A 23,603-nucleotide genomic window follows, 5' to 3' on the forward strand; every position below is an offset into this window, starting at 1 on the left:
TCTAGGGAGGTATATGTTAGGCCAAGAAAAACCACAAGATTTTGAGTTAATAGAGTTATTAATTCGAGAAGCAGCAGGAGTTAGTCAACCTGGCCAGAGTACTTCAGCTCAACAGAAAAGTGGTTTTGAATCTTTCAAAGCAAGGTTTCAATCATATATTGATCAGATCCCATCATATTTACATTCGGTAGGCAAAGAAGGGTTTTTTCCGCATTTCTTTTTAGGAAGCTTTTCTATTTTGCCGGATACACAAATTGCGGAAAGATTAGGTGTTAAAAAAGTTTATTTTCGTTTTGATACTGCAAAAACATTAAAGGTAGTTGTTGTTAAAAATGATCAAATTAAAAAAGATAGTGATGTTATTAGAATTACAAGAGCAGAAAAAAGTATAGAGTTATTTTCTATTTCAGAGCACGATGGCCCTGGTCATCAGTTTACTTCTGGTGAATTAGAATATATATTGAAAGAAAATTTACATCCTGATATCGAAAGAGAAAAAAGAACCGATACGGCACGAGGTATTAAAGATAGGGTTAAAGGTACGATTAAATCTAAGTTAGTACAAATCAATAGAAGTGAAAATACTATCTCTGTTGAGACACAAGATAAAGAAATACTTGACTCTGCTGCTAGTCACAATTTTCACAAAATCAAAAAAGAAGAGGAGATATGGAAAGATCCAGAAGACAGTGCAAAAAGCAGGCCTGAGGATTATATAGCTGAGTTAACTAATTCTGACGTAAGAGAAGTTGAAAAATCCTCTAGGAAGGTCATTAGTAGAATCAGTAATGTTCATTCGAAACATGAGAATTCACTTACCTATGCTCAAGGAACAAGAGAAGCAGCCCATCATGGATTTATAGCAGGAGCTTTGGTAAATTTCCGCTATAGATATAATCTCAGGGTTTACTTGGAGCAGTTTGCAGGAAGAGGTTATGCTGATATTGTTCTAGTGCCTCGTGGTAAGGATAGATCATTAAATGCTGTTCCAATTATTATTGAATTGAAAGCTGGAACAGGTCGTGGTACTACGCCAGAAAATGCTTTGGAGCAAGCAAAGGATTATGCAAAAGGCTTTCAGCCAAATACAATGCGTGTTTTAACCATTTCAGATAATGTGCTTTGTGTAGGGTTAAATTTGGATTCAACTGAAAAGTTTTCTATGTATATATCTCCACCTGCTGACAGGAAGCCTGCTCGACCTACGATACAGAAACTTCTAGAAGTAACTTCAAGTTGGAATGGTGAAGAAAGTACAATCGCTGATCTTAAAAAGGAAATAAAACAGCCACTAGAACGTATGTATCACACATTTCCTGGTACACCAGAGAAAGGAGGTAATTACTTTAGTAGATTTCTATTAGGGCAACTCCTTCTTGCTAATGAGTTCAAAAGAGTAGATCTAAAGAGATTTATATTTTTATACGATGAATACCCACTCGATTCTACCACAAAATCCGGAAAGCCTGTAACAACTTTTACGTTGATTAGAGGAGGTCGTAATGAAGAGGTATTTATTTTTCATGTTAGAGAAGGAGGAAGAGGGGATCGTAGCAGTAAAAAGATACTTATGCCTGATAGCTTAACAGAACAAAGCAAAATCACAGAGGTGTATATAAGTTTAAGTGAGCAAAAGAAGTCAGATTTTTTTAACATAGAGGAAGTTAATAGGTATGACTCCTTGAGTGAATATAAAAAAGGAAAAGATTTTTTCAAAGGAAAATTAAAAGAAGTTCCCTATCTTAATGGATTGAGAGAAGCATTTGATGAAGCGTTCAAGTCTCAAATTACTCCTGCAGCAGGTAAGGTTCTATCAGTAGATAAATATGATTCACTAACAAAGAAAGTTGGAGAAGGGATGTTTTCTTTTAAGGATTTTATTGGTGAAGAGGCTCATTTTCAAGGAGTGTTACATGGGGCATTTAGTTATTATAGTGATTTAAAATTAAAAGAATCTCCTAGAGCATTAATATTAACGGAGTTTCAAACAGGGAGAGGAAAACGTATTGATATGGTTGTTCATGGCATCAGTACAGATAAGGATGGAAACGCGAAAGAATACGATCCAGTAGGGTTAGAACTTAAAGGACCCAGAGAAGGTAAGACAGCTAATGCATTAAAAGATGAGGCAAATAAACAAATAAGTGATGAGTATACAAAAGGTGTAACTTATAAAACACTTACAGATGGAAAGGAAGTGGCCTTTATGGGTGTTGTGTTTGATAAAGGTGCAAGTAATGCAGATTCTCTTATCTTAATGAGCAAAGATGAGTTTGCTTCTGTTAAAGTAATTCATAGCTCTATCTTTAGTTTTAGTCAGCAGCAGCCTGGAAAGAGATTTGATCCAAATAGTTGTGTGGGGCAAAGTAGTAGAAGCAAGAGAAGTATTACTAACTGCTTGTTTTCAAGGGACGATGTAGAAAAGTTTAGTAAAGGCAAAGTCGATGAAAATAATGTAGACAAAATTATAATTGATAGTGAACAGTTCCTAACTTATGTTAAAAGTAGTCAAGATGAAGCGAAAAATGCTCAACTAGTAGAGTTTGTTGGAGGTAAAAGCATTGAAGGTGATCGTAAGTACTTACTTGACAAGGTTGTTGGAGATCAAGGGTATGAACGCTATGTTCAGAACGAACGTATCAAGGATTTGCACGATGATATTATACATCAAGATAGTAGTTTAACAAAAAATCCAAAGCTAAAGGGCAGGTTAATGAATGCTGCAGGTGGAATACAATTGATCAGAGGAATCCATGGTGCTATTGTATCTTGCAAGGATGGAACAGCAACGGATTGTGGATTAAATCTAGGTGGAATAGGATGGTCTTTTGCATCTCAACCAATTGAGAATGTAATGGTTAAAATTGCTCCAAAAGTTGTAACGTCATCTGAAAAGGTTGTAGCAAGAATTGTACCTGGTACTTTAGGTAGGCAGACAAAATTTGCTGTTAAATTGGCGGGAGTAAAATTTGGAAGTACAATAGCAAAAGGTGTGGCAGGGGCTGTAGGTGGTGTCTTTGATATTATTGATATAGGCATATCAGCAAATAATCTTGTAGACTGTAAAAATAGAGAAAGTAGTGATAATCCATGTGGAGAGAAAGAAATAAGGGATAATATAGCATCTATATCCTTTTCTGGAGTGTCATTTATTTCTGGTGTTGCTCTTACAGCAGCTGGTATGCCGGTGGTTGGTATTGCAGTTGGATTTGGGCTCATGGTAGGTTATGGAGTTTATAGTGGTATCAGCAATATAGTAGAGTACGAGAAAAAGTATGATACAACCCATGGAGAAAACTGGAGCATATTTTGGAGAACGATTCTATTTCAAGATATGGCATCTGATGTGCAACACCTTGCAGATAGAAAAAACACAGTTGATAGTCTAGCTAAAGAAGTATGGAAGGCTTTAAATAATGCTCCTAATAGTGTTGTTGCTTATGGTGTTGGTCTTGGAAAAGTAAGTGATAATACTCTTCGGCCTGATTATGCAAAGATTTTGATGGATAAAGAAGATACTAATACCAAAGATCTTTCACGTGTTATACCTGATAGTATACCAGGTGCTAGCAGGATTTGTTTGCCAAAGGTTACTGGGCAGGATTATGAAAAAGGTATTACAAGTTCAGTTCAACCGCCTTTATACTACTGTGAGAATGCAATGGTTATTAGTCACGATGGTAGAAATGGCAAAACAATTGTTTATGATTTACAAAATATAGATAAAGGCGAAATTGTTGGAAGCAATAAATGGAACAATAATTTTCTAATTTATCCAGGTACAACAAAAATAACTGGTGGCAATAATGTAGCAAACAGATTTGTTATTGTAAATAACCCTAGCTTTTCAGGCAAAATGATTGGTGGAAGTAACTCTATTAATATACTTGATCTAAGTCAATTAGCAGAAAATAAAGTTACAGGTGTGATTGACTATCGTTTTAAGCCTAATGCCTATGGGAGATTAAAGGTAAGAATAAATAATCGTTTGTTAATTGATGATTATGTTAGTAACAACCTCTTTAATTACCATTATATTGGAAGACAGAACAAGGTAGATGAGGTCTTGTGTATGGGTTATTCTGAGCATTTTACAGGAAGTGATAACCGTGATGTTATAATAGATAGTGGTGGCGGTGTTAGTAGAAATAAGAAAGATGTAGTCAAAAATTGCAGAAAAGTTATCATTTCGCCGTATACTACAGTCGAAGGTGGAAAAAGCAATTATACTTTTTACGTAAAAACTGCAGACTATAAAGGTAGGGGTTTATATTCAGAAATTAATGTAGATGGAACAGGAACTGTAGTTTTTCCAGAGATTGATTTATTAAGTGATTGTGATCAGATAACCTACTCTAAAGAGAGTAATACTTTATCTTTGAAAATAAATTTTGGTCAAAATAATCAATTTACTCTTGATGTGAAAAATTATGTCGAGCAGAGCAGTAATAAACCTCACTTTGTACTGATAGATAAAAATGGTAGTAATATTGTTCCTAAGATTGAGAGATCAGACTCAGCAAATATAAAGATTAATTCATTTGAATTACATTCAGAATATTCTCTAAATAAATTTGACGATGTTGAAACTCATTATAAAAAGATTCTAAAGAATAATAAGGGTTATAAAGTTTTGAGTGTTATTAGAGGAAAAACACAAAGTCAAGATAATAGTGTAGTTCCACATATGGTTTTCGGTTCTTCAGGAGATGATGTAATCAACTTCGACCAAGGTACCATGTTTGCAAGAGGAGGAAAAGGAAGGGACGTATATGTTATTACTGATGATATAAATAATAAAGAAGTTAAGATTGATAATAGTTCAGATGATGAAAAAATAGATACGCTATTTATGCCAGAGGTTGAAAAAGATTTTTCAATCCAGCAATGTGATCTGTATTTAAAATATAATAATAGTAACATTCGAGTAAAAAACTACTTTCAAGATCGTAATTATAGGCATCTTATAATTATGAATAAAAAGGGAGAAGCATTTATCCCTATTATAGAGTCAATGTCATGTTCTTCTTCAGAAAAAGGGAAATTAGTTCCTTTTTTACAAGCTACACAAACTCAGAATATGTTTTTATTGTCTAAAGATTTTGAAGATGATCATGTAGTTATAGATTCCCATCTTAAAGATATTGAGAAATATAAAGATAAAGATGATCTCTTATTAATAAGAGAAGGAGAAGCTCCTTTGATTATTAGAATAGAAGATTTTTATAATGATCAAAGTAAATGGAGAGATATTAATTTTCTTCTGTGGAACAATGGTAATTTTTCCCAATATTTAGGTTTACAGCAAGAAGTCAATGGAATAATAGACTATCAAGACAAACTTAAGGGTGATTATAGAAAGATCATAAAAGAATATAATGTAGATTTTACTCAGTCTATCAGTATTACACATAATCAAGACGATACTTTAACTTCTCTAGGGAACGATGAAGAACGTATAGGAGTAGTGATATTAAAAAATATTGCTCCAGATAGGATTAAGATTTCTAGTAGTGGTGCGGATCTGATATTTCACGATAAGAAGTCCAATCGTACGGTCAACATAAAAGGTTGGAATCACAGTAAGTCTTATAGGATTTCTACATTGGAGTTTGATCTAGGCTTAGAACCAATAACAATCCGTAGGTTAGATAGGTTTAGCTTATCTGAGGTGGGAAAAATACAAGATTTAATTGGTAAAGCTTCAGAAAATTATCAGAATAAGGATAAATATACTCCTAAAGTAGAAACTGACTTTAAATGTTTAATATCAATTGATGGTTTTAAAAGTGAAAATAGAAATCCAACGTATCAATGTTTAGGCTTTTCGTCACTCCAAGATCAAATTGGCTTTACAGAGGATTCCTGCAGCTTAGAACAGTTATCTGAGTTTGGAAATAAGTTAAATGGTACTCAAATCTCAGCATTGTCAAGGACTTTACAAAACAATCTCTTATTAAGTGGTTATGGTCAGGATGTAATAAACCAGTGCTCTAAATTAATGATGACTGAGGCAGGCAATCAGCAAAGTAAAATATCTTCTATGGTCAAAGATGTTGAAGAATCTACTTTCCTTGGCCAATCAGAAAATAAGTTAGATTTAGGTGGATGTTTAAGTGAAAGGAAGAAAAGAAGCTTTGATTTTTGTCCAGCGTTTCTGGAAAATATACACAATGAACTTAATAGAGAAGAAAGTGAAAGGAGAAATATTGTTGTAGAAGAAAGCAGTATACGTGTAATTACTTCAGACCATGAAACACTCGATATAGAAGACTTACCTATTCGAGAAGTAGTAATGAATGACAATATCAACAGAAAAAGGAGTTTAAGGAATACGTTAGATTTGCGTAAGTTGGTACAACAAATAAATAAGGATTTGGGTATTAAACCAATATCAATGGTTATTAAAGATGCAAGTGATTTATTAATTAAGGTGTCTATATCAGCCACTGATTTGCAGCAAGATGTAATGACAATTAGGTTAAAAGATGCACTTATAAATAAGTGGTATAAGAAATTACAAATTATTTTTAATAATACACCGATGGAAATAGACGATAGTCTAGATTTAAAGCCTTCACTTTTAATCTCTGATAAAGAAATCGTTGTGGTAACTCCTCAAGACGTAGAAGAAAAGAACAAGCTGGTTATATCTAAAAAGGCAGGACAATATGCTTTTCTTTATTCTAGATATGACTTGATAGTTACCAACGCTTTTAATGCCAATATGGAGTTATGTATTATATATTTTAAGGATTTTTATAAAGAACCTAAAATGAAAACGTTGTCTATAAGATTCACTGATAAAGAAATACTATTGAGTGATGAAATAGATAAAATATACAACGCAGATAGTATAGATAAATTAAATTATGTTAGTTCTATTACTAATTTGCAAAAAAGCCTTATAACTTCTTTACACCTTGCTGCTCAAAATGGCGATTTAGATCAAGTCAAACTTCTTTTTGATAATGGTGCTAATATTGAAGCTCAAGATGAGTTTGGTAAAACACCAATACTTTGTGCTGTGGAAGCAGGTAAATGGAGTATAGTAGAATTTCTTCTTGATAATGGTGCTAACATCAATAATGAAACAACATATCAGGAAACGCCTTTACATTGTGCTGTGCAAGAAGGTAATTTAGATATAGTTAAATTTCTTTTTGATAGAGGCGCTGATATTGAGTCTCAAAATGCATATGATGAAAAACCTTTGCATCTTGCTATTAAAGCAGGCAGATTGAAAATAGTAAAACTTCTTCTTGATCAAGGAGCCAATATCAATGCTAAAGATAAGGATGGTAAGACACCGCTAGATATCGCCATCGACCGAAAGCATGATAGCATCTTAAAATACTTAAAACAAGCTCAATTAAATGAGCAATTACTGGCTGCAGTAAAAGATAGTGATTTTAATGAAGTTCAAGGCCTTGTAAATCGAGGTGCTAACGTTAATGCTAAAGATAAAGATGGTAAAACCCCTCTACATTATGCTTCACGTTCTGTTCATCATTTAGATATGGTGAAGTATCTTATAAGTAAAGGTGCTGATATTGATGTTAAAGATAACAGTGGTAGAACTCCTGAAGATGAGGAACATTATACTAATTCTGATACAATGAGGCAAGTTTTTATGCAAGCACACTTAGATAAAGAATTGTTACTTACTGTAAAAAATGAAAAAGATCTAAAGACAATTAGTGATCTTATTGCGAAAGATATTGACGACAGAACGCATGGCGGGTTTTATTATACTTGGAGTGGTAATTTAGGTACAGTAGAGTTTCTTGTTAGTAAAGATGTGAGTGTTAATGCGACTGATAAATATGGCTGCACATTACTACACTGGGCTGCATTGAAAGGTCATTTAGATATTGCTAAGTTTTTAGTTGATAAGGAAGCTAATGTGAATGCTAAGGATATACTTGGCAGGACTCCTATTCACTTTGCTGTTATGAATAATCACATGAATATCACAGATTTTCTTCTGAAACAGGGAGTAAGCGTTGATGAAACTGATAAAAATGGTTCGACCCCTTTACACTATGCTGCTGAGTTTAGTGAATTAGATAGTGCTAGATTTCTCATTGAGAAAGGAGCCAATATTAATACTGCAGACAACTCTGGTAAAAAACCTATTCATGTTGCTAGTGAGAACAATAATAAAAATATTATAGAGCTTTTCCTAAGCAAAGGAGTAAGCGTTGATAATGCTGATAAAGATGGTTGGACATCACTACACTATGCTGCACGGAGAGGATGTTTAGGAGCTACTGAGTTTCTCATTGAGAAAGGAGCTGATACTAAAGCGAAAGACAAAAATGGTCAAGTACCTCTGTGCGTAGCTGCTCAATATAATAAGTCGGATATAATTGACTTTCTACTAAATAGAGGTGCTACTATTGAAGCAAGTGACTTTAATGATGGTCCAATACTGAAGTTAGCCTATTGTATAAAGGGAGTTATGGAGAAGATAAATAATAAAGAACAAATATCTCACTTTGAAGAATTAAAAAGCAAATTACCGGAATCAATAAAAAATGCAGTGTTTTCATCAAAAGTATGTATTAAAAATCTTTATCAAAATGAGTATTTATATGCTGCTAGTAGTGATTTTAATTATGATGACAAGAGAAGAAGAGTGTTTACTTGGATTCCAAGGGATAAAAAGGATGGCGAATTAAAATGGAAGATAGAGCCTTATGGTGATAGTTACTCTATAATGAATGTTGGATTTAATGAATATTTATATGCTGTTCTTGATGATTTAAATTATGATAAAGATAGGCGAAGGGTATTTACTTGGGTTCCAGGAGGAAAAGATGAACAAAGTCTGTGGAGAGTTGAACCTTATGGTGATGATATTTATATAATGAATGTGAAATCTAAAGAGTATTTGTATGCTGCTGATTATGCTAAATATGATGATAATAGGCGAAGAGTATTTACTTGGATTCCAGGAGAGTATATTAGACAAGGTACTTGGAAGATTGAAAATTGTGGGTCTATTCACAAGAAACGTGATATACAAGAATTAGATGGTAAAGCAGGTTCTGATTCCCTAGAAGCTATAAGGGTAAGGGCTAGAAACAAGTCAAGTGATTCTCAGCTCTTAGCGTTACCAGGAAGGTTAGATAATCACTTACTAGATGGCTCTAATCGAACTAGAGTTGGGAAGTTTGTAAGTCAAGTAGCTAATACTAAAGATAATGAAGAAAAAGATAGACCTGCACAACGCAAACGCCGTCATCACCATGGAGATCATAGTCGTCATCACTTATCACGTAAACCGCTTGCTATAGATTTAAGTAATCAACCTGAGATAGCAGCAAGTAGTGGTACAAGACAATCTTCGTGGATAAATGATTGTATTTCTTGGGTGAAAAGCTCTATAGGTAAATTATTGAGTTCTAAATCTGAGGGGACTGCAAGTTCAGTATCACAAGTTGATGGGCAATTTGCCAAAGCATCGATAAGTAATAGTAGTTTTACAGGTACCACACTACCATCTGATGGTACAGATAAAAGACAAGAAAATGGAGGTTTCTTTCGAGACAACGTCGATTATGTAAATGCAAATCTAAAACGAATGTGTGAAAGGCAAGCACCTGTTAAATTTAAGCCTATTGGAGGAAATACAATACTAGAAATGGGAGATCACTATCTATCACAGGTTGACTTTAATGGTACAATAATGTTACTTGACTTATTGATTAGAAGGGTTGCAGGTCAAAAGTATGTTTCTACAGCAGATCAGTATATATCTTCACTAGAAGCACAGGGATATGCACTAAATATTACAGAGGGATGTGAGAAAGTAGTAGAGCAAGCTGGATTAAAAAGTGGTGTATCAATGCATCGATTAAATATTGATTATATGGAAATGCAGAAAGAGATTACTAGAAAAGTCATGAGTGGTAAATTTAATGAAATTTCAGGGATTTTAAAATCGTATGTAGAGAAAGCATGTCCTGGTGAAGAAGCTGGTAAATTAAGTCCGAAGAAATTTGACAAGTTTATAGCTCAATTTAATAAGGGTCTGCTAAATCAATCAATAGAGCAGATATTACACAACAGAGATGGTACATTAGAAGTTGATAGTGCAAAGCAAATAAGTTTAGAGCCTCAAAGTTATTTAAGTAATGCTTCAGTTCACAGCCATTCAAAAGTATCAACTTGTCTTTCTGAGATAGGAGTAACCAAGCTTAGAGGTAATCTCAATAGGTGAGTTATAATATAAGGGGTGGAGCTATAATATGCCAAGTAGTGGAAAATTTAAAGTGAGGGTAGCCAAAATAATTAGGGAGACCAGTAGCAAGTTTAATAGTCTTAATACTAAAATGGATGAAGTAGACATTAAATGCTAAGTGGTTAATGTGTTTTCCATATTGAACTTACAGCACGTAGCTTTGATATAGAAGTTTGGGTAATGTTATGATAGTAATTTATACAATTCTATGTACAATCTTCATAGCTGTTTTAGACAGTTCACTAGATTCTTAATGAGGGGATATGTCTAACTTAGAGAAGGTTTTCATAGATGTTGAAGTGAATAAGTAGGAATATTATGTTTTTTCTTTGAGTTGTGAAATTTCAGAATGAGAAAAACCTGTAGTTTGTGATATGATATCAGTAGAGACACCAGCTTTAAGTAGGTTTTTGGCCACAGCTATTTTAGCTTTCATTTCACCTTTTTCTTCGCCGATTTGGATGCCTTCTTGTCTACCTTTTTGAGTAGCATCATCAAGTTTTTGAGCAAGGACAGCCTGTTCATCACGAATACGCTTGATCTCTTGTTCATAGGCAATAAATTCTTTTTCTGACCAGTTGAACCTATTTAGTTCTTCATATGCTCTTTCAATTATTAGATCACTTCCTATTATTCTCTCTAGCTCTTCTTCACTAGTTTCATCTGCATATCTAAAGAAGTAGACCCATTTTTCAACTATACTTGAAAGCTGATCTTCTTTGTTTTTTGGAAATTTAGGCAACTCAATAAATATAAAGTAAAAATCTTTTAGATCATGTTCATTAGTATCTTCATCCCGAATAGTGTGCTTTGATTTGTACTCAGACTTATCAGGAAATAAAATACAATCTGCTATAGCAATAAAGATAATTTCCTTAAGGTCATGATATTGATCACCTTTATTAGCCTGTCTTGAGTAAGCTTTAGCAGCATAGTATTGGGCACGTTTTTCAAAGCCTTTAGTTTTAGCGACCTGCATTTCGACTATCACTTGCAGGCCATTTTCATCTCTACAAAGAACATCAACAATGCTTTGTTTTTTAGAAGCAATATCAGGGTCTTGAATAGTACTTAAGAACTCTATATCCTTTATTGTACTTTTGCCAGTGAAGCCAAGGATATCATTAAGGAAGTGAATAAGAATGTCCTTATTTTTTTCAGTGCCAAAGATGCGCTTGAACGATATATCATTCTTAGGATCAAGAAACTTAGAAAGAGCCATAGAAAATCCACTTAAAAAGCATTAATAATTATACACAATTGTGAAGAAATATTCAACTAAAATTCAAACATAGAAAGAAGTATCCCTTTTGTATATCTTTATTTGGTAGTATTAACCTGTATAATATTTATGGCAAATATCTCTATAAGGTATCAGATAGCAGAAAAAGTGAAAAGCTGGAGGTTAAAAAGAAAATATACTCAAAAAGATTTAGCAAAAAAAATCAGTACAACATATCAGGTAATACTGCAATATGAAAAAGGAACACGCAGAATTTCAATTAAGAAGTTATATGAATTAGCAGAAGCATTATCAACAACTGCTAGAGATCTAGCTTGCGTACAAGAAGTATCAAATGAGGGAGAAGAGGTATTAAATCTAGTAAGAAGACATAGAGAGATTAAGGATCAAGAATTACGTGAAACGTTTTATTTATTAACTAAATTTATCCGTATTAGTGAGGAAAAAAGTGGAAAGGCAGTAAAAATGGAAGTGGCAAAGGGTTTAGTTAAGGAAGGAGTTTCTGCTCATGTTATCTCTCGAACAACCAATTTATCTGTTGATGAATATGATAATGATGAGAAAAAAATTTCCATTCCGTATAAAGTAGGTCAAAGAATAAAAGAATGGAGGTTGAGAAGAGGATACACTCAGGAAGATTTAGCAAGTAAAGTGGGCATAATAAATCAAAGAATATATGAATATGAACAAGGACGAGCTGGTGTTTCACTTGAAATGTTAGATGAAATAGCAAAGGTACTATTAATTAATATTACAGATCTGCTTCCAGAAACAAGAGAAAATGAGAATAGTGAAGCAGAGCTATCAAGGTTAATAGAAGAATATAAAAAGATTAAAAGCCAAGAACTACGTCATGTACTAATAAAATCTCTGTTTGAAAGCATACAAGTTTGCAAAGAGAAAGTGAAGAAAGTAGAAAAGATGAAAATTGCAAAGAATTTAGTTAAGGAAGGAATTTCTATCAATATTATTTTAAAAACAGTGGGCATCTCTTTAGACGAAATTCAACAAATTTAAAATAAAAAATCAGTATCTATTAATATATTTACTTTTTAATGAAAAAATAAGTAAAAAAGATTGAAAAATTGATTTGACTTCACTCAAAAGCTATGGCTCTATGCCAATGCTGATAAAAAACAGCAGTAAATATCTAAAAAAAGTTTGTTGTTAGTGAAAGGTAAATTATATGAATAATAATAAGAATAAAGAAGAAATAGAATTCAGAATATTAGAAAGCAAAGGCAAAGCACTACTTGATCGTGAAATAATGGAAACGTTTCTAAGTGCAGTACATGAAAGACCACAGGCTCAAGAAATTGCTAAAAATCTGGTGAATACTTATACGGGAGTAGGAAGGATTTTAGGTAGAGAAATGGATGACCTGAAAGTTATAGAAGGAGTAACTGATTCTGCAGTAGCAATGATTATGTGTGTTAAGGAAACACTAGAAAGGGTACTGAGAGAAAAGCTCAAGAGTGAGCCAATAATGGACTTACAAGGGCTAGTAGAGTACTTAAACGTAAGTATAGGACACTCAGAAAGGGAATGTGTAAAAATACTGTACTTGAATAAAAGGCGCCAATTAATCGGAGAAGAATCCTATATTGGTGAAATGGAAAAAGCACCAGTATACATAAAGGAAATTACAAGAAAAGCATTAATAAAGAATGCAACATTAGTAATAATGTCACACAACCACCCTGGGGGAAGTTTAGAACCTTCAGAAGAAGATCAAGCAGTAACGAAGAGCTTAGCAGCAGCGTGTAGTACTGTAAGTGTTAGATTATTTGATCATATTATCATTACAAGTGGGGGTTATTTTAGCTTTAGAGAAAACGGATTGTTATAGCAGAAAGTATTTGCAAATCTACCCACTATAATTTATAATGAGTAATATAATGTATAATAACAAAGTTTATTGTACACTTAAAAAGTATTTTTAATATGAGGTTTATATGACTAGTAAAGATCAGAATAAAAAGACTAATGTTAATCACAAGAAAATATTTGGTGCTCTTGAAAGCGTTGATATAGAGCAGTCTAAATTTGTGAGTAAAATTAATAGCCAGAAGGAGATAAAACTGGAAGATACAATGCCTTTCCCTAGCAGAAACGTTCGCGAAAACAAAATCAACTATGGAAAAGGACTTGATTATATATATGGTACAAAACCTGTAAGTGATCAAGAAGATAAAAATCCATTTGCCTCAGCTTTGCAAAAAATAAAGCCAAATACAGAGAAGCTGAGCTGGTTTAAGAGTTCTATAGTAGAGGCAAAAAACGTAAATGAATTGCACAAAGTTATAGACAAAGTACTAGCTTCTGGAGCAAGGCTAAATGCATGTAATGATGGAGAATGGAGCTTCGCGGAATATGTGATACTGGGCACACATTTTCATAAATTTGATAAGGCTGATCGTAAAAAGCTAATACGTAAATTAATGCTAAGTGGTGCAGAGTTTCATGATACTCTACTGCAGAATAAACTGATAGGTGAAATCTATAATGAGCTACAGCCAGAAGTTCAGCCACAGATAGATAAGCAACTAGAAGAGCTAGAGGAAGCTGGCGAAAATGCTGTGCAAGAAGGAGAATTAATAGATGTTGAGATAGATAATACAACATCGTATATAGAATTTTCTGGGAATAGTAAGGTAGAGGTAGCCAAAATACTGGAAGCAAACAGAAAGTTAGGAAGTAATATCTTAAAAATTGGTAATGATGCAGTTGAAGTTAAAAGTGAGAAGGGAGGTATAAGAAACTATACCGATATTTCAGATGGCAGCTCTATCATGTTAGAATTTCCTACAAGCATTGGTAAGCTAAATATTATATTGTACCACGATGTAAAAAAATATGATCAAGTACAAGTCAGAGTAGAAAACAAGGAAATGTGGGCTGAACTACAACAAAGAGGGGAAGAATTTGGAAAAAATTGCCTTTTTGCTGGAGTAAAACTTAAAGAAGCAGTAGAAAAGGGAAGTTTTATGAGATGTGGCATATGGAATAGCAAGCAGCTTATGAAGGAGGTTGATAGCCCAGGTGAAAAGCTGTCTTCATGGGTAGATAAAGTACGTGAAAAAAGTAAAGAAACTTGTAGGAAGCTTTAATTATGGCTAACTTTGAGGTTCCAGAGTTTACTGGAGCCTTAACAAAATTGAGCTATAGTAGAAAATATTATATGTAAGGTTCTTTGCGTGGAAAAAAGTCTAGACTATGAAGTAGGGAAAAAAGTAAAAAATTGGAGGTTAGAGCGAGGGTATACTCAGAAGGATTTAGCGAGGAAAATTGGTGTAAAGTACTGGGTGATACTGCAATATGAGAAAGGGAATCGTAGAGTTCCAATTGAAAGGTTATATGCTATAGCTGAGGCACTATCAATCAGTATTACCGATCTTATTCCTATATCAAAAAGCTGTCTTGAAGATGAGGGAGAGGAAATATTAGATCTAGTAAGAGAATATAAAAAGATTAATGATCAGGAGTTGCGTAGGATGTTTTGTTTGCTAACCAAATTTGTCCAAGTTAGTGAGAAAAGTAGTAGAAAATCGGAAAAAATAAAAATTGCAAAGGATCTAGTTAAAGCAGGAATTTCTATTGATATTGTTTCACAAGCAATTGGCCTCTCTGCTGATGAATGTGTTGAAGAAAAGGTTGGTTCTATCTACTACCAAATAGGAAAGAAGATAAAAGAATGGAGGCTAGTGAGAGAGTATACTCAAAAAGATTTAGGAGAGAAAATGAGTACAACACGTCACGAAATAAGCAACTATGAACAAGGAAGGACTGCTGTTCCACTTGATAAATTATATGAAATGGCAGAAGCGTTATCGATTAATATTACAGATCTACTAATAGAGAAAAATGAAGGTAGTAAAGTGGAAAATGAGCTGCTTGATTTGATTAAAGAATACAAAGAAATTGAGAGCCAAGAACTACGTAATGCATTAATAAAATCTTTGTTTGAAGGGATGCATATTTGCGAAGAAAAAGTGAGGAAAGCGGAAAGGATCAAAGTTGCAAAGGATTTAGTAAAAGGGGGAATTTCTATTGATATTATTTTGCAAATAGTTGGTTTATCCGCTGATCAAATTGCATGAAAATTTATTTCTAAGTAAGGTATATATGTTTGTTTCTGTAAGAGATGTTAGTTCTATACACTACAAAATAGGGCAAAAAATAGAAGATTGTAGATTAATGCAAAGGTGTACTCAAGCAGAGTTAGCAAGTAAAATCGGATTAGCATATAAAGAAGTAACCAATTATGAAAATGGGTATATTCCTATTACGATTGAAGTACTATATGTAATAGCAAGAGTATTGTCAGTTAATGTTGTAGATCTATTACCTAAACCAATAACAGTAAGAGAGTATGAAGATGAAGACGAAGAAATATTCTATCTAACGAAAATATATGAGAATCAAAAGTTAGGCAAAATAGTACCTTCATTAGTCAGGTTTGTTCATATTAGCGAAAAAATTGATCAAGAAGAAGCAAGGTTGGAAATAGCAAAAAATCTAGTTAAAGAAGGAGTGTCAGTTGACATAATTTCCCAAGCAACCGGCTTATCTATTTACGAGTATGATAATACAGAGAAAGAAGTCTGCACTGATTCTATATACTACAGAGTAGGGCAAAGAATAAGAGAATGGAGATTGATAAGAAGGTATACTCAGGAAGATTTAGCAAACAAAGTTGGTTTAACACTCAAGGAAATACACGAGTATGAAATAGGATACACTGCCATATCATTTGACAAATTATATCAAATAGCAGAAGGATTATCAGTGAATATTAAAGTTCTGCTGCCTAAAACAAATGAAGATAGTGAACTACTTAATTTACTAAGAAAAACTGAAGAGCAAGAATTAGTGAAGAAATTTTTATCTAGGGATATGAAGAATAGCAAAGAGAAAGTTAAAAAAACAGAAAAGATCAAGGTTGCGAAAAATCTAGTGAAGGCGGGTGTTTCTACTGATGTTATTTTGCGAGCAAGTGGCCTAACTGCTGATGAGTGTGAAAATTGAATTGTGTTAAAAACAGTTAGGAGTAAAAAATAATATATTAAGATATAAGTAAAGATAGTTATATATTTAATACATCTATCCCAAACCCTTGTTTAGCTCTGCAGGATTTGACGTATCAAGATACAATATCACAGAATTTATCGACTACTTTTTGATTATCCTCTATCATTGCATTTGCCTCCTTCTGTAGAAATTTAATATTTTTAGGTGTTACATTATCCATCTCAGCAGACGCTATTGTCAGGTGTGATTGTATTCTTATATACTTGTCGTCCATTACATTACTCATCTGATAATTTACTACATCAAGGCTCGAAGCAAACATCACATCTAGTAACGGCTTTATCCAAGCTATTTTCCCTAATTTCCTGTACTTGATTCGATTAGATAGCCGACCTGTGCCAATTGACACCAGAATGATCTCTTCATTAGGGAAAAGTTTTTTACTGTTTGCGTATGCACATGTCGCTGGATTATTTGCAAAAACCCCTCCATCCACTAATACTCTGTCTATCTGGTCAATTTTTAGATGTTTTGGTATGAAATAAGTAGGTGCAGCCGTTGCAGCTCTGAGTGCATCTTTCAGCTTAATATTACCTTCTTTCCAGCTTTTAAAGAAAAATGGGCAGTTATTCTGAATATCGTAACTCGTAATCAACACATTACTTAAAGTGTTTTTTAGAATATCCTCTCCAAAATATTTATCCAGTACAGATTCAATATTTTTATGTGGATATTGTGCGCAGTTAAACCAAGATAGTATTGATCGCCTAAAAAATGAAGACTTAAAAATATATGGTCCATATTCCCGATAGAACTCGACTAAATCATTAGCAGAATATTGAGGTTTATCTTTTTTACATAATCCTGCTACAACAATCCCACCGGTTGAAGTACCTGTCATTAAGTCAAAGATCTGGAAAATAGGCTTCCTTGCTCTCTTTTCTATTTCTGCTAGAATAATGGCTGGTATTATCCCTCTAATGCCACCTCCATCTACAGATAAAATGTACTTTGTCACTGTAAAATTTATTTGTGTTTGTGAATAGCTTCAAGTTCATTGACTTCTTCAGTGAGGTTTTTCACTCTCTCTTCAAGTCGATAGACTATTTCGATTAGTCCTTGGTTTTTTTCTATAAATTTATCATGGATGTGTACACGTAAGTCAAGTTTTGCCAACCACCATATGAATCCTACAGTCTGTAGAACTATTGTTATTATTACCGCTATTGGGATTTTTTGCTTTTTCATGTGAAAATATTAACTTGTTATGGATAGTTTTGGAAATTTATATGCAGATTATAGAAAACTTACAGCTTTAGTGATTACTTTTTGTTGATTCGTATCGGTCCTCTGCTTCTGCAAGTAGCTTAATGATTTCATCATAAGGTTTGTCCTTATTATGCCGTGATCTTAATACAGCAATTTTCCTTGGTGTTTTTCCATCTGTATCTCTAATGGTAGGGTCTGAACCTTTGTCTAATAAAAATCTAATTATCTCCAATTTGCCTTCATATGTAGCTGCATGTAAAGGTGTCCATCTTTCATATTTCGTAGCATTTATATCAACTCCTTTTTCTACTAGGAATTTTACAACCTCTGCACATCCCTCTTCTGCAGCATAATGTAGTGCTGTTAATTTAGGGATCTGCACATTAATATCTAATAGATTTTCTACTAAGAATTTTACAGTCTCTAAGTTACAATTTTGAGAAGCAATGCGTAACATCGTTTTATAATTATCTGCAGCTCTTGCCTTCATGTAGGAATAGGTAGCAATAATACATACTATTACTGTTATAAGCCACCAAAAATGCAGCTTGTTTTTTGTATCTTGACCCAATTTATCCATATTCAACATCTTTTTAATATTAAATAGATCATTTACTCATTTTTTATTAACATTACTTACTCAAAGATGCTGACAACATAGTAAGGTAACCTGAGCTATTTAAAGTATGCTCCGCTCTGTTAACTATCCATTCACCATCTACCGCTTGATTAAAAGCTATAAGATTAAGTTTAGCTTCTGCAAATAACTCTGGATTACCAGGTATAGTGATATCCAATACTGCATTATTTCGCTTTAGTTGTTTTAACTTAGCATTTGCTGCACTTAGTGCTGATTCTGCATTTGAGTACATTTCTAACATAATATAACTTGGCTCGCCGCTACCAACTGTTTCTTTAATAGTTTCACCCTTTTCATAGCTATGCCACTTTGCCACTACTGAATTATACTTATCACGTACGGTAAAATGCACTTTCCAGTTAATTGTATCTTGAGGTCTAATAGTCGTTGTTCCTAAAGCTTTTCCTGTGGCTGATTTTGCCATATTCTTTGAAATAAACAATATATACCCACCAGCTAATTTTGCCATTGCTTCACGCTCTGTTGCGATCTTTGTTAACAGACTTATATCACTTTCATCTGCCTGATTAATATGGGGTATTAATACATTCTTAAATTCCTCAGCGACTTTGTATCCATATCCATGTTTTTGGGCTATTTCTTTTACTAAGTTTTCTATGGTAATTTGGCGCCATTCTTTTGATACTTTTGCCTTCAAAGATATTCTTAAATTTGTTGCATGAGCTTTGATTAGTAGAGTCTTAGGTGGAGCCTGTATAGTCACTTCGTTGACTGTATACATACCCATTGGAAAGATTCCAAATTCCTTATAACCTAGTGCTATGTTCAATTCATTCGGAATATCTATGTCTTCATCCCTGTAATCAACACACACTTCAACTACATCATCTATTATTCCTGATTCATCTGTAAGGTGCAATGATATAACTCTATCTTTAATTGATTCACATTTATCTATTATAAAATCTGGCTGCATTTATTCCCAGACCTTTAATTTTGACTTTTGTATTGTTTTCTGAATAGTAGGAAGCTTTATCTTTAATCTTGCAGGCAAAAAGCTTCCGTATTCTGCAAGGCCTGGATTTTCAAGCAATACTTCCTCCACTGCTCCACTACTATACCCATAATGCTTCCAGCAAATCAGGTCTAGCATTTCTCCTTCTTTGGTTAAGTAATATATAGTCATCTATAGCTCTTCAAACTCAAACTAAATTCAACTTTTCTTGGTAGTCCATTAGGTAAAAAATACATCTGCTTTTCTTCTAACCTGGTAATTACGAACTGTCCTAAAATATTACCTAAACTATCTACTAAAACATGTGGTTTTTCAGCTTCTTTCATATTCTTTAATTGATTTAGCCCATTGAGATTATGTAGATAAATCGTTCCTTCTAAATCTATATCTTCTATACCTTGACCGATATTTTGTAATAGTGGCATATTTTCAATACACTCAATTGTGCTCCAACGATTTTCTCTATTATACTTTAAACTTGTTGGAGCAAATTTATACGGGCCAAGAGACAACATTTTAATAAACAGGGTCTATGGTATCAAACAGAACATCACGTGATTTTTCTCTTATCCTTTTTATTACTTCATCAGCAAGGTTACGAACATCTTGATTTGGTGCTGCTTGTACACTTATGTTGAAATAATTATGTTGAGTTTGGTTAAAAGTTTTATTTTCATATTTGCTTTTTACGTACTCTTTCAGATTGAGATCTTTCTCATCTACTATAGATTTCTTTTCTGCAATAGCATGTTTAATTTTAACATTATTCCAGCTATTTTTAGAAATTCCTTTCATCACACTATTATTTGATAAAGGATTCCCATTATTAAAAACACTATTTTTAGAAAGTACATTGCTAGCTTCTCCATCAACTAACGAAATAACAGTTTTTCTTCTCTCAAATTCTTTTATTGGACTATTTTCTGACACTTTCCCAAATACGCTACTAACTGTATCTCCCATCCATGAAAAAGCCTCTCCTATCGGTTTTATGATTGATTTCCAAAAACTAGCAAAGAATTCCTTCACTTTTTGCCAGTTAGTTATCACAAGTGCTGCACCTGTGATAAGTCCAGTAATTAAAAGTCCTATAGGATTACTCATTACAGCAAGTGTTATTGCTCTTAGTCCTGTTATTACTGCAGGAAAAACTGTAGCTGATAAAAATGAAAATACTCCGATTAGATTTGCTTTCAGACCAAAAATCGCACTTCCTAGCAATGTAAATACATATCCTAGTCCTACTGATGCAATTTTTAAACCTATCAAAGCTGCTACGGTACCCATAATTGCTGTAGTTAAAGTTGGATATTTTTCTGCAAACTCTGCTATATATCTAGTTTTTTCTTGTAAAAATTCAGCTATAGATTTTAAAGTAGGCAGCATCACTGAGCCCAGGTTCATACCAACTTCAGCTATTGCATTTCGAAGAAGTCGTAATTTATTAGCTGTAGTGTCTGCACGATTTTTGAATTCTTCTTGTAGAGAGCTCTTGTACTTTTCTGTATTAGCCAATAACTTTATTGCATCCTCATACTTATTAAAACTTCCAGCTAATAATGCAATATCATCTTGATATTCCTGACCGAAAAGTTTCATAAGGATTGTAGAACGTTCCTGGTTATCCATTTTCTTTAGAGTTTGAAAAAAATAGAGTAATGCTTCTTCGCCGTTTTCGCTTATTCTTTGTACTATTTCTTCTGCAGTTATTCCCATTTGCTCTAATGCTGCTTTAAAATCCCCTCCTTGTTCTTCAGCAGTCTGAAGTTTACTAAGTAGAGCATTTATAGCAGTTGCAGCTTTTTCAGGTGTTTTACCTAAGCTAATGAAAGCATTTGCTAAACTACTTGTTTTCTCGATATCCAAACCAAACTGCTTTGCAGTACCACCAACTATTGCTAGAGTTTCAACCATATCTCTTGCTTTAGCAGCAGTGTTATCTGATAAGTGGTTGATCACATTACCAACATGTTCCATTTTACTAACATCAATTCCATAAACGTTAGAGAGTTTAGCTATAGAATCACCTGCTTGCTCTGCAGACATATCAAATGCTGTAGACATTTTTGCCACTGCTTCTGTAAACATAAAAAGATCTTCTTTCTTGATACCAAGTTGACCACCACTTGCAGCTATTTGTGCCAGTTCTGCGGCTGATAATGGTATAGTGCGTGACATCTCTTTTAACTTCTTTGCAAATTTAGTTGCTTCATCCGTTCCTTTTTTAAAATCTACCACTTTTGTAACATCAGCCATAGCACTTTCAAAGTCAATCGCAACTTTAACTGGAGCTGCAAGCGTTAGCCCTAGCCCAATAGTTTCTATAATTTGTGACTTAAAATGTGCTTTGCTTGCTAAAAAACTTTGGTGACTACGTATTGCAGATCCAAGCTTACCATACTTACCTTTTAATACTTCAATAGAAGAGCCAAGTTTATGTTGGTCACTTACTAAGTACTTAATATTTCTTCCACTTTTTCTTACTTCTTCATTGAATGAATGCAAAGCATCTCTCTTTCTTAAGTACGCCTCTTTTGCTTTTGTTGCAGAAAACTTAGCTTTATCAAACTCAACTTTTAAGGTTTTGCTTGGTTTCTCTATTGCTTTCATTTGTTTAGCTAAAGATTTTACTTGATCTTCAAAGCCCTTCCACGACCTCCTGCTGGTCAAAACATCATGACCTAACTGTTTAAACTTTGATACTGACTTTAAAGATGAATCAAGCTTTCTTATATTCTCACCAAGATTAGAGAGTTGACTACTACTGCCCTTTATTACAGTATTAAAACTGCCATCAAGCACTGCACCTATTTTTATCGATAATACTGACATTTGAACTCCCTAGCTAATTTACTCCATGACATGAACTCATTAATCTCCATTTCAAGTAAGTGCTCAACTCCACCACCTATGATAGAGCCAAGCACTATAGTATTTTCTAAAATGAATGATAAATTTCCATTATGGTATTACCAACCAAAAGTTGTAAGTCTGTATATTTATGCATTAAAGGTCTGAGGCGGCTTTTGATGGTATTCCAACAATGCTCTATAGGGTTCAAATCTGGTGAATATGTTGGTAGATAGAGCAAACGGCATCTAGCATTATCTATTAACTCCTTTGTTTTGGGAGTTTTATGGAATGTGGCATTGTCCATAACTATTGTAGTACCATGTGGCAATTTAGGTAATAACATCTTCTCTAACCATGTATTGAATACCTCTTTGTCACACCCACCTTTGAAAGTCATTGGTGCAATAAATCTCTTTCCAATCCACCCGCCTATTATACTGATTCTCTCTCGTTTTCTTCCTGGAATATCTGCATAAATTTTCTTTCCTATTGGAGCACGTCCATACTCTCGGTATAACCTATTATCAACTCCTGCTTCATCTATATATAAGATGCTGGAATGGTCTATTTTTGAGATTTTATCGGTAAATCGCTGCCTATCTTCTTGATTGCGCTCTTGATATAGTGTAACTTTTTTTTAAAGTAATTCTTAGCTGTTTCAGCCTATACCAAATTGAATTTATTCCAAATCCAAGATTTTGTTTCATCTCTGCCAGCGTATGATCTGGATTCTTTTTAACATATTCTTCGAGTATTTTTGGGTCTATTTTTCGAATAAAGCTGCCGTTTTTCGATGGCCTTAGGCTTTCACCAGCGGCTTTCTTTCTTAACCAGCGGTACAGAGTTGCTATTCCTATCTCCAAAAGCTCTGCCACCTCAACCTTTGACTTCCCTTTTTCTATCATCGATACTGCCCTTTCCCTTAAATCCACACTATACGCCATTATAACTCAAATAGCTTATTATACCTTTATCATTTACTTTGGGAAGTACTATAGTATTTCTAATCTCAAGTTTTTTGGACAATCGGTGAAAAAAAATCCTTTAATACCTCTTGTACTTTCACATAATCAGCAATATCTAGCTCTTCAATTGATTCTTTTGCAACTGATGTCAAATTGGCAGTCAAAGTTACTTCCTTACTTAGATCACTACCATTAAGTCTCTCAATAGCTAGATAATCTCTAACTTTTGGACGTCTAACGGTAAGTTCTGAGACAGAAATACCATCAACTGTGATTGGGTTGTTTAGTGTTATAGTTTGTTTGGTAGAAGTCATAGTTTTAAATCCTCCTGATTAAGTTTTATCGCTATGACTCCCCCACCAGAACCGTGCTTGCAG

General features: G+C 33.6%; 17 protein-coding genes. 6 read left to right on the forward strand and 11 right to left on the reverse strand.

The window, feature by feature from the left end:
- The first annotated feature begins 13 nt into the window (after positions 1-13).
- Positions 14-10,228 (forward strand): ankyrin repeat domain-containing protein, encoded by a 10,215-nt coding sequence (locus ABWU72_RS05060; protein WP_265039528.1) that lies wholly within the window; start codon positions 14-16, stop codon positions 10,226-10,228.
- Between the two features lie 337 nt (positions 10,229-10,565).
- Here ABWU72_RS05060 and ABWU72_RS05065 read toward each other — a convergent pair whose 3' ends face one another.
- A complete protein-coding gene (locus ABWU72_RS05065) occupies positions 10,566-11,471 on the reverse strand; it encodes an Rpn family recombination-promoting nuclease/putative transposase (protein ID WP_265039527.1) in 906 nt (301 codons plus the stop codon).
- A 129-nt stretch (positions 11,472-11,600) separates the two neighbouring features.
- Between ABWU72_RS05065 and ABWU72_RS05070 the strand changes: the two genes are divergently transcribed.
- From ABWU72_RS05070 to ABWU72_RS05090, 5 genes are all read left to right on the forward strand, one after another.
- A complete protein-coding gene (locus tag ABWU72_RS05070; protein ID WP_265017968.1) occupies positions 11,601-12,509 on the forward strand; it encodes a helix-turn-helix domain-containing protein in 909 nt (302 codons plus the stop codon).
- Between the two features lie 169 nt (positions 12,510-12,678).
- Positions 12,679-13,341 (forward strand): RadC family protein, encoded by a 663-nt coding sequence (locus tag ABWU72_RS05075; protein WP_265017967.1) that lies wholly within the window; start codon positions 12,679-12,681, stop codon positions 13,339-13,341.
- A 106-nt stretch (positions 13,342-13,447) separates the two neighbouring features.
- Positions 13,448-14,602, forward strand: coding sequence for a hypothetical protein (locus tag ABWU72_RS05080; RefSeq protein WP_265017966.1), 1,155 nt, complete (start codon positions 13,448-13,450; stop codon positions 14,600-14,602).
- Between the two features lie 87 nt (positions 14,603-14,689).
- The gene (locus ABWU72_RS05085) at positions 14,690-15,592 is read left to right on the forward strand and encodes a helix-turn-helix domain-containing protein (protein ID WP_265017965.1); all 903 of its coding nucleotides are present in this window, start codon (positions 14,690-14,692) and stop codon (positions 15,590-15,592) included.
- Positions 15,593-15,617: 25 nt separating this feature from the next.
- Positions 15,618-16,520 carry a helix-turn-helix domain-containing protein gene (locus tag ABWU72_RS05090; protein WP_265017964.1) on the forward strand — a complete coding sequence of 301 codons (903 nt, stop codon included), beginning with the start codon at positions 15,618-15,620 and terminating at the stop codon, positions 16,518-16,520.
- Positions 16,521-16,635: 115 nt separating this feature from the next.
- On the opposite strand, the gene ABWU72_RS05095 is transcribed toward ABWU72_RS05090, so the two are convergent.
- From ABWU72_RS05095 to ABWU72_RS05140, 10 genes are all read right to left on the reverse strand, one after another.
- Positions 16,636-17,541: a patatin-like phospholipase family protein gene (locus ABWU72_RS05095; RefSeq protein ID WP_265017963.1), complete on the reverse strand. Its 906-nt coding sequence runs from the start codon at positions 17,539-17,541 to the stop codon at positions 16,636-16,638.
- 8 nt (positions 17,542-17,549) lie between these two features.
- Positions 17,550-17,771 (reverse strand): hypothetical protein, encoded by a 222-nt coding sequence (locus ABWU72_RS05100; RefSeq protein ID WP_015589022.1) that lies wholly within the window; start codon positions 17,769-17,771, stop codon positions 17,550-17,552.
- A 67-nt stretch (positions 17,772-17,838) separates the two neighbouring features.
- The gene (locus tag ABWU72_RS05105) at positions 17,839-18,372 is read right to left on the reverse strand and encodes an ankyrin repeat domain-containing protein (protein WP_265017962.1); all 534 of its coding nucleotides are present in this window, start codon (positions 18,370-18,372) and stop codon (positions 17,839-17,841) included.
- A gap of 52 nt (positions 18,373-18,424) precedes the next feature.
- The gene (locus ABWU72_RS05110; protein WP_264337381.1) at positions 18,425-19,369 is read right to left on the reverse strand and encodes a contractile injection system protein, VgrG/Pvc8 family; all 945 of its coding nucleotides are present in this window, start codon (positions 19,367-19,369) and stop codon (positions 18,425-18,427) included.
- Positions 19,370-19,579 (reverse strand): tail protein X, encoded by a 210-nt coding sequence (locus ABWU72_RS05115; protein ID WP_265017961.1) that lies wholly within the window; start codon positions 19,577-19,579, stop codon positions 19,370-19,372.
- Entirely contained in the window at positions 19,576-19,923 is a 348-nt protein-coding gene (locus ABWU72_RS05120) for a phage tail protein (RefSeq protein WP_151807927.1), read from the reverse strand. The genes ABWU72_RS05115 and ABWU72_RS05120 overlap by 4 nt, the downstream gene beginning before the upstream one ends.
- Before the next feature lies 1 nt (position 19,924).
- Entirely contained in the window at positions 19,925-22,240 is a 2,316-nt protein-coding gene (locus ABWU72_RS05125) for a phage tail tape measure protein (RefSeq protein WP_265017960.1), read from the reverse strand.
- A gap of 106 nt (positions 22,241-22,346) precedes the next feature.
- Positions 22,347-22,838, reverse strand: coding sequence for an IS630 family transposase (locus tag ABWU72_RS05130; RefSeq protein WP_155968340.1), 492 nt, complete (start codon positions 22,836-22,838; stop codon positions 22,347-22,349).
- Between the two features lie 19 nt (positions 22,839-22,857).
- Complete coding sequence (locus ABWU72_RS05135; protein WP_155968342.1) at positions 22,858-23,205, reverse strand: IS630 transposase-related protein; 348 nt, start codon at positions 23,203-23,205, stop codon at positions 22,858-22,860.
- Positions 23,206-23,270: 65 nt separating this feature from the next.
- A complete protein-coding gene (locus ABWU72_RS05140; protein ID WP_353283937.1) occupies positions 23,271-23,540 on the reverse strand; it encodes a phage tail assembly protein in 270 nt (89 codons plus the stop codon).
- Positions 23,541-23,603 lie beyond the last annotated feature (63 nt).

The organism is Wolbachia endosymbiont (group A) of Lypha dubia (assembly GCF_964028575.1).
In the GTDB taxonomy this organism is placed as follows: Bacteria; Pseudomonadota; Alphaproteobacteria; order Rickettsiales; family Anaplasmataceae; genus Wolbachia; species Wolbachia pipientis.

What these genes read in the sequence shown, in the direction of transcription:
- ABWU72_RS05100 (WP_015589022.1), bottom strand. Translation starts at nt 17,771, where the DNA reads ATGAAAAAGCAAAAAATCCCAATAGCGGTAATAATAACAATAGTTCTA.
- ABWU72_RS05065 (WP_265039527.1), bottom strand. Translation starts at nt 11,471, where the DNA reads ATGGCTCTTTCTAAGTTTCTTGATCCTAAGAATGATATATCGTTCAAG.
- ABWU72_RS05105 (WP_265017962.1), bottom strand. Translation starts at nt 18,372, where the DNA reads ATGGATAAATTGGGTCAAGATACAAAAAACAAGCTGCATTTTTGGTGG.
- ABWU72_RS05120 (WP_151807927.1), bottom strand. Translation starts at nt 19,923, where the DNA reads ATGTTGTCTCTTGGCCCGTATAAATTTGCTCCAACAAGTTTAAAGTAT.
- ABWU72_RS05135 (WP_155968342.1), bottom strand. Translation starts at nt 23,205, where the DNA reads ATGGCGTATAGTGTGGATTTAAGGGAAAGGGCAGTATCGATGATAGAA.
- ABWU72_RS05115 (WP_265017961.1), bottom strand. Translation starts at nt 19,579, where the DNA reads ATGACTATATATTACTTAACCAAAGAAGGAGAAATGCTAGACCTGATT.
- ABWU72_RS05110 (WP_264337381.1), bottom strand. Translation starts at nt 19,369, where the DNA reads ATGCAGCCAGATTTTATAATAGATAAATGTGAATCAATTAAAGATAGA.
- ABWU72_RS05090 (WP_265017964.1), top strand. Translation starts at nt 15,618, where the DNA reads ATGTTTGTTTCTGTAAGAGATGTTAGTTCTATACACTACAAAATAGGG.
- ABWU72_RS05075 (WP_265017967.1), top strand. Translation starts at nt 12,679, where the DNA reads ATGAATAATAATAAGAATAAAGAAGAAATAGAATTCAGAATATTAGAA.
- ABWU72_RS05070 (WP_265017968.1), top strand. Translation starts at nt 11,601, where the DNA reads ATGGCAAATATCTCTATAAGGTATCAGATAGCAGAAAAAGTGAAAAGC.
- ABWU72_RS05060 (WP_265039528.1), top strand. Translation starts at nt 14, where the DNA reads ATGTTAGGCCAAGAAAAACCACAAGATTTTGAGTTAATAGAGTTATTA.
- ABWU72_RS05140 (WP_353283937.1), bottom strand. Translation starts at nt 23,540, where the DNA reads ATGACTTCTACCAAACAAACTATAACACTAAACAACCCAATCACAGTT.
- ABWU72_RS05080 (WP_265017966.1), top strand. Translation starts at nt 13,448, where the DNA reads ATGACTAGTAAAGATCAGAATAAAAAGACTAATGTTAATCACAAGAAA.
- ABWU72_RS05125 (WP_265017960.1), bottom strand. Translation starts at nt 22,240, where the DNA reads ATGTCAGTATTATCGATAAAAATAGGTGCAGTGCTTGATGGCAGTTTT.